The organism is Paenilisteria newyorkensis (assembly GCF_000766145.1).
In the GTDB taxonomy this organism is placed as follows: Bacteria; Bacillota; Bacilli; order Lactobacillales; family Listeriaceae; genus Listeria_A; species Listeria_A newyorkensis.
The window spans coordinates 71,763-86,252 of record NZ_JNFB01000046.1 but is presented as its reverse complement, the minus strand read 5'-3'; the positions used below and the strand labels follow the sequence as shown (position 1 = coordinate 86,252).

10 protein-coding genes are annotated in these 14,490 nt (G+C 41.6%); 1 reads left to right on the top strand and 9 read right to left on the bottom strand.

Translation table 11 applies throughout. From position 1 onward, the window contains the following. Positions 1-22 precede the first annotated feature (22 nt). The 9 genes from EP58_RS16130 to EP58_RS16090 form a co-directional block, all read right to left on the bottom strand. Positions 23-787 carry a glycosyltransferase family 2 protein gene (locus EP58_RS16130; protein WP_036094900.1) on the bottom strand — a complete coding sequence of 255 codons (765 nt, stop codon included), beginning with the start codon at positions 785-787 and terminating at the stop codon, positions 23-25. Next, a complete protein-coding gene (locus EP58_RS17760) occupies positions 780-2,186 on the bottom strand; it encodes an O-antigen ligase family protein (RefSeq protein WP_241481029.1) in 1,407 nt (468 codons plus the stop codon). Before EP58_RS17760 ends, EP58_RS16130 begins: the two co-directional genes overlap by 8 nt. Continuing rightward, complete coding sequence (locus EP58_RS16120; protein ID WP_036094899.1) at positions 2,173-2,850, bottom strand: CpsD/CapB family tyrosine-protein kinase; 678 nt, start codon at positions 2,848-2,850, stop codon at positions 2,173-2,175. The genes EP58_RS17760 and EP58_RS16120 overlap by 14 nt, the downstream gene beginning before the upstream one ends. Positions 2,851-2,856: 6 nt before the next feature. After that, positions 2,857-3,519: a YveK family protein gene (locus EP58_RS16115; RefSeq protein ID WP_036094897.1), complete on the bottom strand. Its 663-nt coding sequence runs from the start codon at positions 3,517-3,519 to the stop codon at positions 2,857-2,859. Positions 3,520-3,531: 12 nt separating this feature from the next. Beyond that, a complete protein-coding gene (locus EP58_RS16110; protein WP_052165097.1) occupies positions 3,532-4,668 on the bottom strand; it encodes a glycosyltransferase in 1,137 nt (378 codons plus the stop codon). 19 nt (positions 4,669-4,687) lie between these two features. Next, a complete protein-coding gene (locus EP58_RS16105) occupies positions 4,688-5,182 on the bottom strand; it encodes a DUF4352 domain-containing protein (RefSeq protein ID WP_036094896.1) in 495 nt (164 codons plus the stop codon). A 322-nt stretch (positions 5,183-5,504) separates the two neighbouring features. Beyond that, positions 5,505-10,544: an Ig-like domain-containing protein gene (locus tag EP58_RS16100; protein ID WP_159106234.1), complete on the bottom strand. Its 5,040-nt coding sequence runs from the start codon at positions 10,542-10,544 to the stop codon at positions 5,505-5,507. A 368-nt stretch (positions 10,545-10,912) separates the two neighbouring features. Then, complete coding sequence (locus EP58_RS16095; protein WP_036094895.1) at positions 10,913-11,629, bottom strand: Crp/Fnr family transcriptional regulator; 717 nt, start codon at positions 11,627-11,629, stop codon at positions 10,913-10,915. Between the two features lie 316 nt (positions 11,630-11,945). Next, positions 11,946-12,938, bottom strand: coding sequence for a choloylglycine hydrolase family protein (locus EP58_RS16090; RefSeq protein ID WP_036094893.1), 993 nt, complete (start codon positions 12,936-12,938; stop codon positions 11,946-11,948). Between the two features lie 551 nt (positions 12,939-13,489). Here EP58_RS16090 and EP58_RS16085 point away from each other — a divergent pair. Next, positions 13,490-14,488, top strand: a complete 999-nt coding sequence (locus EP58_RS16085; protein WP_036094892.1) for a choloylglycine hydrolase family protein — start codon at positions 13,490-13,492, stop codon at positions 14,486-14,488. Positions 14,489-14,490: the final 2 nt, after the last annotated feature.

Genomic DNA, 14,490 nt, shown 5'->3' with positions numbered 1-14,490 from the left:
TTTTAGTTGATAAGAGCGCTACCTACTTCACGAGTTTCACGGAACCGCCTGTTCGTAAATGTTTCACAAGTCCATTCCATAAGTAAAATGGGAAATGCGTTAATGCTGTAAATACCGACATGTTTTGACCTTTTCGGTAGACTTGCCAAATGTGTTTTGCCATCTGAATTTTATTGCTGGATAATGATACGTTGCCTTTCCGGTAAAAAGCGAGCGGCTCGGTCAGACCTTTTGCGACATGTCCTTTTTTCAAAATCGAAAGCCAGGTTGCCGTATCTTCCGCGCCTTGAAACGAAGGCATTTGCACGAGGCCGGTTTGTTTCGTATCAATCATCACCGTGAGGCAACCAATAATCGTGTTGCGCAGTAAATAGCGATAAGTCACCGTTTCTGGCACCGCTACATGCCCTGTTATTTGTTCGCCGTCTGGACTCATCACATCGTACGCCGTATAGCTGAGCGCCACTTCATTTTCTTGCATAAACGCTAGTTGTAACGCCAATTTCTCTGGTTTCCAACAATCATCACTATCTAAAAACGCCACATATCGACCTTTTGCTTGGCGAATACCATAATTTCGCGTGCCTGCCGCGCCTAGGTTCGTTTCCAACACATGTAGCTGAATCCGCGGATCTGTATAGCTTTGAACAAGTGCCACCGTCTGATCCGTCGAACAATCATCTAAAATCAATAACTCAAAATCGGTAAAGCTCTGCGCTAAAACACTGTCTATCGCTGCTTGAATATGCGCCGCCGCGTTGTGTGCAGGCATAATAATACTAATCATCCTGTTTCATCCTTCCTTTTTGTAAATAACAGATATTCAAGAGGGCGAGCCCAATCCCGATACCTAAACTAAGATGCCGTTTGTCAATCGTGCTGCTAAGTCCAATACTCGCCGCCAGAAAAGCAATACCAATCAAAAGCGGAATCGCCGAGGATGCACTGTACTTTTCCGTCATCCAATAACGAATCGCGACAATATGATAAGCAATGAAAAAGGCAAGCAACGGTATAAAAGCCAGTAAACCACCATTCGCCAAAGCTTCTAACCAATAATTGTGTGGCGCCCAGTAATTGTCGGAAACCCGTTCAAAACCATACATATATTCATCCAGTCGAATCGGTAAATTTCCCGCGCCAATTCCCATGAAATGTGATTCTTTGATCATGTTCCACGAGGCTTGATACATTTGCACCCGCTCACTCGTCGAATCCCCTTTATCCGTAAAGGAATTAGTCACCATGCCAAGTAACTTTTGAACGAAACCTGAGGCATGGAAAGTCGAGACAAGTAAGGCGCCCATACCCAAAACATAGACGGCGACGAAAGACCAGATTTTAGACCATCCGAACAGCAAAATGAAAATTTCTAGAATGAGAACCAGCATCGCAAGGCGAGAATTAGTCATGATAACGAGGTAAAGCGTGATTGAACCAACCCCCAGCAACCCGCTAAGCATGATGAATTTTCGTTTCCACGTGGTAATCGACATCATCACAATCGGAAAAAAAATCGTGAGTAGCGAGGCGAAATCATTCGTATTAAACTGAAAGCCAGTTGGTTGGAACGCACTCGTTGTCGTTTCGTAAAAGAGAGAACCCGACTGACTTAAATGATTCCCCGTCAAGCATTCCCATACGCCGATCATTAAAATACCGATATAAAGCACCGTCAGCCATTTTGCCAGCATCTGATATATGTTTTCATTCCGAACATAGTAGACACATAGAAAAATGACATACAACCATTCAAAAATAAAATACAGATAACGCATGCTTTGTCCCAACTGCGGCGCCCAAAATCCAGTTGCCATCATCCCGATAAGGAAGGCAATGAAGAGGAAGAGAAAGGCTCTCACGTAACGCAATCGTAGCCAATCTTTTTTTACAAAGAATAGAAAGAGGAAAAGATGAATCGGGATTAAGAGGCGAAATAAAAAGATGTTCTCGTTACCAGGTATCCCTAGATAAGAACCAAAAAATCCAGAAAACAGAATCACAAAACTAAGTGCGGTTGTGAACTTTTCCATATTGATTGGCAGGAAAATAAAGGCAGCAACGAAGAAAAGTGGTAAGGCCAAGAAGCCGTTGGGAAGAAAGACGCAAGCCTCTAGTACGGCGGTTAAGCCTACGATGATTACTATTAATTTGGTATGCAGTTGTAGCCAATTAATAATAGGCATACGTACTCTTCTCTTTCTTGTTATACTGCTGGCCGTTTAAAATAGCGCCAACAATCGGCACCCCAGCATTTTCAATCGATGCTTTGGCTTCTTCTACTTCATTTAGTTTCGTCACGCCATTACGAACAACTAAGACAACACCGTCACATAACGTGGCAATCATACGTCCATCCGACAACACGCGAACGGGCGGTGTGTCGATAAAAATCATATCGAATTCTTCTTCCAATTTTGCAAACACTTCTGCGAGCAATCCGGAACTCACCACTTCCAATGGATTCGAAGGTAGCGGACCTGTTGGTAAGAAAAAGAGGTTTTCCTCCGCCAAAGGAAGAATTTGATCGGCTAAGACGGATAAGTCTCGCACGCCCAACATCAAACCGCCAACTTCTCGTGGGGCAATAGACTGGGAGAGACGCGGCCGGTGCAAATCTAAATCGACCAATAACACTTTTTTGCCTAGTTTTGCGTATTCTTTGGCGATATTACTAATGCAAAATGTTTTTCCTTCGCCTTTATTGGCAGATGTAAACATGATGGTTTGTGCTTTGTCCAGCGTAGTCAGTGCGAATTGAAGACTTACTTGCGCCGAACGGATTTTTTCAGCTTCGAAGGATTTGGATTTCCCTTCAAAAAACAGTTTATTTTTCTTGAATCTAGCCATGTTGTTTTACTCTCCTTCTATCAGTGGAATGTCGCCTAAGAACCTGAGCCCAATGTCATCAAAACTTTCTCTTTGGCGGATAATATTATCGTAACTTGCTCGATATAGCACAATAACTAACGCTATGCCTAATCCAAAGCCAGCTGCTAAAATATATTTCGTCATACTGCTGACCGTGACGGGTTCACTTGCTTTTTCTAAATTTATCATTTTGGTACCGCTGAACAAATCTGGGAAATCGCTTTGCACCACAGATGCGATGCCGTTCGCGATGAGTTCAGCTTGTTCTGGGCTCGAATCCACCACGGTAATCGTAAAGACGAGCGAGTTGATGTTTCCTTTCACCGTGACTTTACTTGCGAGTTCTGCCGGCGTCATATCCAACTTATATTTATCGATGACTTCCTGCATTGTTCTCGCACTTCCAATTGTCGTACTATAGGTGTCACTTAGCTGAATCGAGGACCGGACACTATCCGAGGCCTGCGTTTCATTTTTTGGAGTAACGGTTGTGACTAAGACTTGGGTCGATGTCGTATAGTTCGGTGTAATCCAAAACTTCTCGATTCCGAACGTGAGCATGACGAGAATCGCTGGTACAATAATCAACCAATACCAAGACTTTTTAAAACTGCGTAAAATCTGTTTTGTTTTCATTGCTTCTTTCATAAATACCTCCAATTAATGCGTGTTATAAATCGTAGTTAGCATTTTCTGCGCCTCGATTCCCCAGTGATATTCCTGCTCATAAGCTAGGCGCCCTCGTTCTCCTTCTTGCGCGTAAAATGGAGAATTCGCCGCCCGCTTCTCTATTTCACATAGTAGCTTTTCTGTGTCAAACGGAGAGCTAACCGTACCACTTTGGTGCTTTTCGATAAAAGCTGCCCAATCTGGAAAGTCTGAGGCTAGGATTGGCAGTGACGCCGCCATGTATTCATATAATTTGGTAGCCATCGATTGGAGGTAGTTCGGAATCGGATGCAAAAGACAAAGACCTAAATCAGATTCCGCGTACGCTTGCCAAATTTCAGGGTAAGGAACGCGGCCGTGTATCTGTACAACCGTTTCCAGTTGGTGTTTATTCACAAACTCTTGTACTTCTATCTCTAGACTATTTGTCATCGGACCTAATAGTTTCAGACGATAAGCTTGCGGATGCTTCTCTTGTAACCGACGAATCAGTTCTAACATCTCAAAAATCCCACGATCTTCGGTGATACTGCCAACATAAATAAGCGTGAATGGCGAAGCGGATGATGTTTTCGGAATAGCCTCCATGTAAGTTGGATAGTTATAAACAGTGGTTTTCTTACAAGACACATGTTCATAACTTTCCACGTACGATTCTTCCGCAAAAATAATATGATCACAGCTGGCCATGGTTCGTTTTTCCATCCGCAAAATCCATTTTTGAAGTGGCTTTCTTAAAATAGCGGGAATCCATGTTTTTGTCTCAATATCTGCTGGGAAATTTTCATGCATATCATAGGTTAGAATAGCATCTGGTTTTTTCTTACGTAACTTCGGTAAAAGTAGGAGCAGTTCTGGATCATGAATGTGGTAGTACATCGCGTCAGACGCTTTTGCAATCTTGTAAAGTTTGCGCCAACGAACGGGACGTGCTAGTCGCGACGTACTCGCAGGTAGTAAATGAACCCGTAAGCCTGGATGTTTCACGACCTCCATCCCATTATCAATCGCGTAAAAGTCCACCTCGAACCCTGCATCAGCAAGCGTCATCGCTTCTTTATAAAAAATGCGTGTGTCATTCCAAACATGAACCGAACTGAACATCATTATTTTTTTTGCATTTAGCACGTTTGGTACCTTCTTTTCTTTATTTTTTAGGTGCGCCGATTGTCCATTTCAGTGTTTGTTCTTTCGCTGCGTTTGCTGGATGGTAAACGAGTGTATATTCTTTACCATTTTTCGGAATCGCGAAGTACGCATTACCGTCCAGTGTTTTGCCAGCTGGGATAACATCGCCGAAGCTGTCATGGTAACCGAATGTTTCGATTTTCTTTCCGTCTGTTGTTTCTAAGTGGAAGTCACCTGCGCCAATGCCGAATTCGGATTTCGTCTTATTCACAATGTGCATCGGGATAACCGTTAGCTCTTTTCCTTTTTCGTTAAACGTGTCATCTTGTTTATAGGTGAACTTCTTCGGCGTCATTTCTATGTCGGCAATGACTTTTTTCTTGTCTAGGTCCGTTTGTGTTTGTTGCGTTGCTTTAGGAGTATCATCTTCTTTTGCCGCACTACAGCCAGCCATTGTTGTACCTAATGTAAAAACAGTAGCTGCGGTAATCATTATTTTTTGATATTTTTTCATAGGAAAAATCCTCATTTCTTAGAATAGATATATAAAATCTTGTTTCTATCAAGATTTCAGCGTGTCGACAAACACTCATTTTCGTCGTTAAAAACTCCGTTCCAGTGCTCACGTACCTGAGTACGCTCCGCGCTGGTACTCGCTTTTGCCTAGAAACTAAGCATTTGTCGACACGCTGAGGTTTTGCGAAAAATCACGTGAAGCAGTTTTCCTACAATCTGAAATCTTGTTTCTATCAAGATTTGTTGACAATTTCAAATGTGACTTTTTATTGAAAGGCGTATCCTAAGAACAGCGTCCTAGGATACCTGCCTTCAAACGTTTATTTTATAGTGACGTCAACTGTTACTGGATTCCAATTCTTGTCGTAACCTTTGATTTGAACCACATCGCTTGCAGACGTGATTTTGTCTTTTGCGTAGACAGTGAATGTTTGTGCTGTTGCATCAAACCCACCTGTACGAGCTTTCACGCCGTTTACCCAAAGTTCTACGCCGTTCATTGTGCCCGTGTAGGAACCAGTTAGGTTATCTGTGTTTAGCGTATAAGAAGTAGCGCCGATTTTTAGTGCGTCTGGTGATTCACTTGCTGCTTTGACTGTGACAGGTGCCGTTACTTCTTTGCCGTCTTTATCTGTTCCAACGACTGTCACGACATCTGTTGTAGACTTGATTTTATCTTGGGCATAGATAGTGAATGTTTGACCGTCTATTTGACCTGTACGAGCGAGTACACCATTCACGTATAGTTTAATACCTGTACTTACGCCATCAAGTTTACCTGTTACATTTGAATCGCCAATTGTATACGCATCTGGAGTAATTTTTAATGTTTGGCCTGCTGCTGCTTTTACGTTTACTGGTGTGCGATCTAGTTCTTGCCAGTTTTTGTCGTATAATACGATTTCGACTTTATCTGTTGCTGACTTGATGTAGTCTTTCGCGTACACTTGGTACGTGCCTGTTGCGGTGTCTAGTGCGCCATTTTTAACGAGTACGTCATTTACAAATAGTTGTACTTTCGCACCAGCGCCTGTGTATGTTCCAGTGATGTTGTTGTCGCCTAAGTTGTAATCTGCTGCTGTCACGACTGACGGGATACGTTCGCCTAAAACGGTAGAAGTTGCCGCTAAACCTGGAACGTTCGCCGAGTTAATGGCACGAACCGTGAAGTTGTTGCCAATCACTTGCATGAATGCTTTATCTGATGCATAAATTTTGTACGTGCCATCTGGGTTTACTAGGCCTGTGCGTAGTAGTGTGCCATTGTTGTCGTAAAGACCGATTTTGAACGTTGCGAGATCTGTTTTACCAGTGACATATTCGTCGCCTTTGTTGTAATCATTGATGGATGGTTTGCCTAAAAGCGCTGTTAGAATCGTGCTTTTTGTTGGTTCTGTTGGTGTTCCGGCTACGTCAATGGCTCTGACGGAGAATTCATCACCGACAACGCGCATCGCTGTTTTATCAGAAGCATAGATTTTGTATGTTCCTGTTGCTGCATCTACTGCGCCGTAACGAAGTAAGTTGCCATCTTTGTCGTAAAGACCAATTTTGCTTGTTGCTTTGTCTGTTTTACCAGTGATATATTCTTGACCTGCATAGTAAGGATCAATGGTTGGTTGTCCAAGTGTCGCGCCTTTAACCGTTGCGGTTGTTGGTTTACTTACATTACCTGCTGCGTCTTTAGCAACGGCTGTAAATTCTTTACCTACAATCTTCATGTCTGCGTTGTCGTTTACGTAGATTTTGAAGGTACCGTCTGCTGCTACGTCACCTGTGCGAATATCTTTGCCACCTACAGAAATCGTTACTTTTGTTGCTGGTGCTGTTGCTTTACCTGTCACATATCCGCCATCTACAACGTAATCATTGATTGTTGGAGGAGCAACGATTACTGCTCTTGCTTTAACTGTGCTTGTTGCTTTGTCGCCTGGTTTGCCATTCGCATCTGTTGCGTAGGCTTGGAAAGTTGTTCCTGCTACGCCCATTGCTGCGTTATCGTTGACATAGATTCTGTACGTGCCATTCGCTGCAACATCTACCGTACGAATTGTTTTACCTGATACTTCAACGGTTACTTTCGTCGCGCCTGCTGGAGCTGTTCCAGTCACATAGCCGTCATTCACGTAGTAATCATTGATTGTTGGTGCTGCAATAGTTTGTCCTGCTTTTACGACTGTTTCTGCTTTTGCGATTTTGCCATCTTTTGTTGCTGTTGCTGTTACGACGGTTCCTTCTGCTTGTGGTGTAATGATCAAGCTGTATTTACCGTCTGATCCTACTTTTCCTGATCCGATTGTTGTTCCTGCTGCATTTTTAATGACGATGTCTGCATTTGGTTCTGCTGTTCCTGTTGCTACCGTGGAATCAGCCGTTAGCGCGTTAATCGTTGTTGGCGCAATCGCATCACGTATAACTGTTGTTTGTGCTTCTGCTGATTTGCCATCTTTTGTTGCTATTGCTGTTACGATTGTTCCTGCTGGTTGCTTGTCAATCGTCAAACTGTATTTACCATCTGATCCGACTGTTCCTGATCCAATGGTTGTTCCAGCTCCATTTTTGATAACGATTGCTGCATTCGGTTCGGCTGTCCCTGTTGCTACTGTGGAATCTGTTGTTAGTGCGTTGATTGTTGTCGGAGCAATATTTTTACCTGCTGTTACAATCGTGTCTGCGCTTGCTGATTTACCATCTTTAGTAGCCGTTGCCGTTACGACGGTTCCCTCGGCTTGTTTATCAATGGTTAAATTGTATTTGCCGTCTGATCCTACTTTTCCTGATCCGATTGTTGTTCCTGCTGCGTTTTTAATCACGATATCTGCATTCGGTTCTGCTGTTCCTGTTGCATTTGTAGAATCAGCTGTTAGTGCGTTGATTGTTGTTGGAGCAATGGCATCACGTATAACTGTTGTATGTGCGCTTGATGTTTTTCCGTCTTTTGTCGCTGTTGCTGTTACGACTGTTCCCTCGGCTTGTTTCGCAATCGTCAAGCTGTAAATGCCGTCTGATCCAACGCGCCCTTTCGCTAGTTCTTTACCGTTTTGATCAGTAATCACGATGTTTGCGTTTGGTTCTGCTTTTCCTGAAACAGATACAGAATCCGTTGTAAGTGCGTTAATTGTCGTTTTATCAATACCATCACGTTCTACAATGGTTGATGCTTTCGATGTTAATCCTGCCAAAGAAGCTGTTACTGAAATAGTTGTTCCTTCTGGTTGTTTGGCAATTGTTAAACTGTAAATACCATCTGATCCAACGCGGCCAGTTGCCAGTTGTTTACCATCTTGATCTTCTACAACAAGTGTGGCATTCGGTTCTGCTGTTCCTGAAATGGACACTGACTCAGTAGTAACTTTGTTAATTGTTGTCGGTTCAAGTTCACCGCGAACGACTGTAGTTTGAGCGGTCGATGTTTTGCCATCTTTTGTTGCTGTAGCTGTTACGATTGTTCCAGCTGCTTGCTTCGGAATAGTGATGCTGTATTTGCCGTCTGATCCTACTTTTCCGCTTCCAAGTGTCTCTCCAGCACTATTTTGGATTTCAATAGATGCGTTTGGTTCTGCTGTGCCTTCTGCTAGCACTGATTTTGTTGTTAGCGCTGAGATCGTTGTTTGTTCAAGGTCACCTTGTGTTACTGTTGTAGTCGCATGAGAAGAAGCTGTTCCTTTTGTCGCCGTTGCTGTGACTCTTGTGCCTACATCTTGTTGTGAAATGGTAATGCTGTAGCTTCCGTCTGATCCTACTTTTCCAGAACCTATGACTTCACCGTTTGCTTTGATTTCAATGTCTGCATTTGGTTCCGCTGTTCCTGTTGCTTTAGTTGAATCTGTTGTGAGAGGTGCAATCGTTGTTTGTTCAATCGCTGCTTGGATGACTGTCGTTGATGCAGAAGATGTAATACCATTAGAGTCAGCTGTTGCCGTTACGACTGTTCCAGCGGCTTGTTTCTCGATAGTAACGTCGTAGTAACCGTCTGATCCTACTTTTCCTTGACCTAGTGTTACTCCTGCTGCATTCTTAATCACGATGTTTGCATTTGGTTCCGCTAGACCGACTACGTGCGTCGAATCTGTCGTAAGGTCATCGATGGTTGTTTTTGTAATATTCGTTAAGGCATAGCTACCACCAAATAATTTACCCGTTGTTTTACTTACAAATTGTGATTGGAACTGCGCACTGTTTGACGTCAAGTTCTTTTGGCTTAAGTTCCCTTTATCCCAACCAGACAAGTCGAATGTTGCTATTTTAAAATCGTTATAGTTATGCGTTGGCTTGTCATTGTTGATGAAACCATAATCCCATGTAGACAGGCCTTTATCAGAATTGATGTTAATTTTTGTGGAAGCACCAGCATAGTTCGCAAAAACAGAACCAGTCGCATTCGTATTTGTAATGGCAAAGTTTGAACCATTCTCAAATGTTAGGGCTTTACCGGTTTGGACTGTTCCTTGTACACCTTTGGAAGTCGCAACGAAATCCGCTCCTGATTGAACAGTTAAGCTACCGTTTGTAATGGAAATACCTTCTTCGACTGTATCGCCTGCATTAGCCTTGAATTTCGCTCCCGATTTAACGACCATATTCCCACCAGTTGCATAAATGGCTTGCTTCGTACTAGAATTTAACTCCATGTTTCCTGCAACAGAAATTTGTGTGCTATTATTAGCCACGTAAAGCGTATATGATTTTGAATTGACTTTCATATTAGAATTCGCTTCTTGCGTTAGATCCCCAACAACGTAAAGTGCCGTCAAACCAGAGTCAACGGAATTGAAATCAACATCTGCGCCCTCTTTAATTATCAGGTTCGTTCCTTGGAAAATTTCTTCATAATTGGCAGTTGCTTTAATATTTCCTTCTAAAATGGCTGTACCTTTCGCATTGTAAATAAATTGTTTACCGCTAGAAGTGACATCCTTATACGTAACTTGCACGCCAGCATACTCTGACCAGAATAACGGATAAATATTTTGGTTAGTGATTGTTAGGTTTTCTACGCGATTGACAGAATCTGCTTTGGCAACTCCAATTTTATTCATATTCATATCGAGCGTATGCCCATCACCATATAGGTTTTTTTGCGTTGTGAAGTTAAACGTCGCTGCTAGTTTAATGTCTGCTGTTAGTTTAATGTCTGTTATTGTTTTGCTTTCCAAAGCTGCTCTTAGCTCTGCAGATGTTGCTACCTCTGTTGCATTAGCAGGGGCAGCGGTAGGTGCGGCTGCTGACACTGCATTTTTAAGTGCTTCTTCACTTGCAAATACGTTAACCGGTAGTGTACTTAGTAGCGAGCTCCCAACCAAGACGGTTGCTAAAGCGATTGTTCCACTTTTTCTGACGATATTATTTTTCGTTGACATTAATTAATGTCCTCCTCTGATTTAAATTATTATTACTTTTATAGTTGCGCAACTATTTTTTGGACTGAGTTCAAAAAAGTTAACTTGAATCAATCGGCTTGTTACATTTTTTCATCCTAACGACATCCTTTCTTGTTTGAAATTAATAACCTAAAAAATCTAATTATATTTTTTATCCAAATATTAAAAATTCAATATTACTAATAACTACTTTTATTTTATGGGCTACGTTGCGCTATGCATTATTCCGCGGTGAGTTGCTTTGTGCCTCATTATCTTCCTGTCGATTCTTAGTATATAATAGAAATCTTCGTCTGTTTTCTAGTATTTAGAATTATAATAATAATTTTCGAATACTTTGTGACAACTTACGAAAAAACTTCTAATTTCATTTCAAGCTTAGATTTATCCATAAAAATCGCGCTTTTGATAGTATAGATGTATCCTTCTTCTTGCAGCTTTTGTAGCACACTTGTGATGGTGTTAGGATTTAAATTCGCATACTGAGCGATCATGCCTTTACTTATTTGTCTCGGAAAGCAGATGATATTTTTTTCTGAGGTCTCTTCACCGTATTTTTCACCTAGCTCTAGAAGTACAGAACTGATCCTTTGTCGCGTCGGAAGCCTGAGTAATTCCTCTTTTTTCACCATTTGATTCACCAAATTTTGCATGTGCACATAATGATAAAAATAGCCTTCTTGCGTGTTCATTATTTTTTCAATGATGTCCTCTTTTGCATATCTGGTCACAACCAATTCCTCGGATAGAACCTGATATGTATATGCCGGATCACTTCCAAGCATCAAATTAGAAAGCCCTAGTACGTCTCGTGCTGTATAGAAATCAACAACGATTCCTTTTCCAATCGACCCCGTCACAATACCTTCTTCAATAAAATAAACGGCATTTAAATCATTATTCGCTTTCAAAATAATATCGTTCCTATTGAAGGTTTTCTTCACGCCTCTCACTGGAAAAATACAATCTTCTTCTATAAATCGGCGGAATCTACGCTCACTAAACTGGCTTGCTATCGAGGCTTCACCGTACAAACTGTTCATATCTATCATATTATTCTGCATCTAAACATTCTCCTTCCACATTATCGATTATTTATATGCATTTTCTCTTGGTAGTGAACGGAACTTAGTATAGAACAAAAATGAGAATCTATTTTCTAAAATCCAGAATAAATAGGTAGCATTTTGAACATTTTATGACTTTTCGCCACAGATGTGTGTCCTTTTATGACTTTTTATCATATTTTTATTTCTGCTTATTTAACTTACATCTGCTGTCATATCGGCTATGATGTTTCTTTTTACATAGAAGGGAGCTGTCATTTATTTGTATTCTAGCTCCCTTTTTATAGTCGGAATATTCTGATACACATGGTGTTTATTGAGCTAAATGATTTACTTTTTGCACGGTATCCACCACATAGGTGATTGGTTCTTTCGTATTTTCTAAAAGGTCATCCGTCAAGGTAACACTGTTGATTTGATTGTTTTCATACGATGTGAAGTAGTACGTCTTGCTCTCTGAACACATCGATGCGACATATTGCGTGAAATCCGGATCGCCATTTTCTTTAATGACCGCGCCATTTGGGATGCGGACGCTGTTCAAAATGTACCACACGTTGGTAATTGCTTCTTCCTCATTTTTCGCTGGAACTACGTTTTCTTTCAAGTAAGCCGCGCGGACAAAACGTTCCGGTGGCGTGAATCCGCCTGGTAACTTGCTTGTCCCGGTTCCTTGTGAAAATGGTTTCGCGACATAGTCACCGAACTTCACTGGTGCCAATTGTTGCGCTTGTAATCCCGTGTAGTTACGCAAGTTCTCGATGTGCCATTCCAGGCGCGGCGTGTTCGTCATGACGCCCACTGGGTTTTCCTTGATGCGCAGTGTCGTTTCCGTCGGTTCAATCACGGCACAGCGCCCACTTTTATCCGTGAAAATCCAGTGCAGTGGCGTCGTGATTCCCAGCAACGCAACCGGTTGATCCACCAAGTTGATGTCCGCCAACTTCGCCTCCACATCCTCAATCGTCGCACACGTACCTAACATCCAAAGTAAGAATTCCTGTGGCGCTAAATTAATTTTCCCATCGATAGCTTCCGGCGCGTAAACCGCTTCGCCAGGAAGATACAGCGACGCACAACTCAAGCCCTTCTCATTCAACCCGTCCGCGAAAATGTACTTATCCAACTCTCTGCCAGCACCCACAAACGCGTACGCAGTCGTGTAACTCACACCATCCGTCGAAGATTTCCATTCATAATTCCGCGGGCTGACCGTCGGATTCGCCTCCAAAATAAAAGCGAAATCCATCGTTCTCGATAATACATGTTTCCCATCCAACGTTTCTAATACAAAGCTTGTGCACATAATTTAATTCTCTCCTTCAAAGTTTTATTTAATTACTATACTACCTATTATAGCGAGTTTCTCTTCGACTGATTTTGTTCTTTTGTCGTTTTAGCGGTACATTTTTGACTGCCTTGCTTTTCCTTCTAAAACGCTGTCCCATCCTCATGTCTCTCTCACTTACAATACCTATTATATCGAATATCACGCCTCACAAATTCCCGATTCTGTCGTTTCATTTGTCACTTTTTGACGTTTTATACAGCGAACTTCATCCCTCTATACCGAGCCTTCAAAAGTATATAATGATACTTTAAAAAATAAATTATTTTTCCAATCATATATATATTCACTACACCCTCACACAAAGAGGCTTATACCAACACATATAATCAAAAATACAATACGAAAAAGGATTATTTCTTCATTAACAGTATATTTAATTTTTGTAAATTATTTTACCCATTCGGTTTTATTTATAATTAGAAGGGTATTATGACTGTAATATACATCATAATTTTGATATATATGTATATATTTCAGTCAATCCATTATAAAAAGGAGGAAGTAGTATGTGTACAAGTTTTGTTTATCGCACGAACGGTGACAATCTATTTTTATCTCGAACCATGGACTTTGGCTTTACGCTGGATGCGAAACCAGTGTCTTTACCTCGAGGCTATACGTTTGAATCGGATGTCGATGGCGAAAGTTACTCAGGAAAATATGCGTTACTCGGGGCTGGTAGAAATTTAGGAAAATATATTTTGGCAGATGGGCTTAACGAACACGGCTTAGCCTGTGCTTCTCTTTATTTGCCAAGTGAGGCGGTTTACTCGAAAGATAAAGAATCTGGCAAAACGAATCTGGCTCCACACGAATTTTTACTTTGGGCGCTGTCCTTTTGTAAAGATATCCATGAATTAAGAGATGTGCTCCCAACGATTCATTTAGTAGATCAAAAAGTGGACCTTCTTGGTATCACGACCCCTCTACATTGGATTTTTTATGATAAAGCGGGAAACGTTGCGGTTATTGAACCAACAGATACTTCCTTCAAATTAACACTCAAGGGAAACCCGGTTGGTGTGATGACGAATACGCCTTCCCTAGAGTGGCATTTTCACAATTTAAGTAATTACCTTCATATTGCGCCACAGCAAAAATCATCTACAACGTTCGGCGATTTTGAAGCGCATCCATTTTCACAAGGTGGCGGAACTTTGGGGCTTCCAGGTGGATATACGCCTCCTGAACGATTTGTCCGAGCTGCATACTTAAAAGAAACGATTCAACAAGCGAACAATGAACAAGAAGGTGTGACAAATGTTTGGTACGTTTTAAAAAGCGTTACGATACCTAAAGGCGCCGTCATCAAATCCGATGGCACCCCAGATTTAACACAATATACGTCATCTATGTGTGTATCTTCTTTAACATACTATTTCACACCATACGGCAACCAACGCATTACCGGGTGCAAGCTGGATGACGATTTTATCAATAACGCACAGACCCCATACGAGTGGGATGTATTGCAAACCGAAGATATCTTATATAAGGAGCGATAATT

Coding starts and splice junctions, on each gene's coding strand:
- EP58_RS16120 (WP_036094899.1), bottom strand. CDS start 2,850: ATGGCTAGATTCAAGAAAAATAAACTGTTTTTTGAAGGGAAATCCAAA.
- EP58_RS16105 (WP_036094896.1), bottom strand. CDS start 5,182: ATGAAAAAATATCAAAAAATAATGATTACCGCAGCTACTGTTTTTACA.
- EP58_RS16100 (WP_159106234.1), bottom strand. CDS start 10,544: ATGTCAACGAAAAATAATATCGTCAGAAAAAGTGGAACAATCGCTTTA.
- EP58_RS16130 (WP_036094900.1), bottom strand. CDS start 787: ATGATTAGTATTATTATGCCTGCACACAACGCGGCGGCGCATATTCAA.
- EP58_RS16090 (WP_036094893.1), bottom strand. CDS start 12,938: ATGTGCACAAGCTTTGTATTAGAAACGTTGGATGGGAAACATGTATTA.
- EP58_RS16095 (WP_036094895.1), bottom strand. CDS start 11,629: ATGCAGAATAATATGATAGATATGAACAGTTTGTACGGTGAAGCCTCG.
- EP58_RS16085 (WP_036094892.1), top strand. CDS start 13,490: ATGTGTACAAGTTTTGTTTATCGCACGAACGGTGACAATCTATTTTTA.
- EP58_RS16115 (WP_036094897.1), bottom strand. CDS start 3,519: ATGAAAGAAGCAATGAAAACAAAACAGATTTTACGCAGTTTTAAAAAG.
- EP58_RS17760 (WP_241481029.1), bottom strand. CDS start 2,186: ATGCCTATTATTAATTGGCTACAACTGCATACCAAATTAATAGTAATC.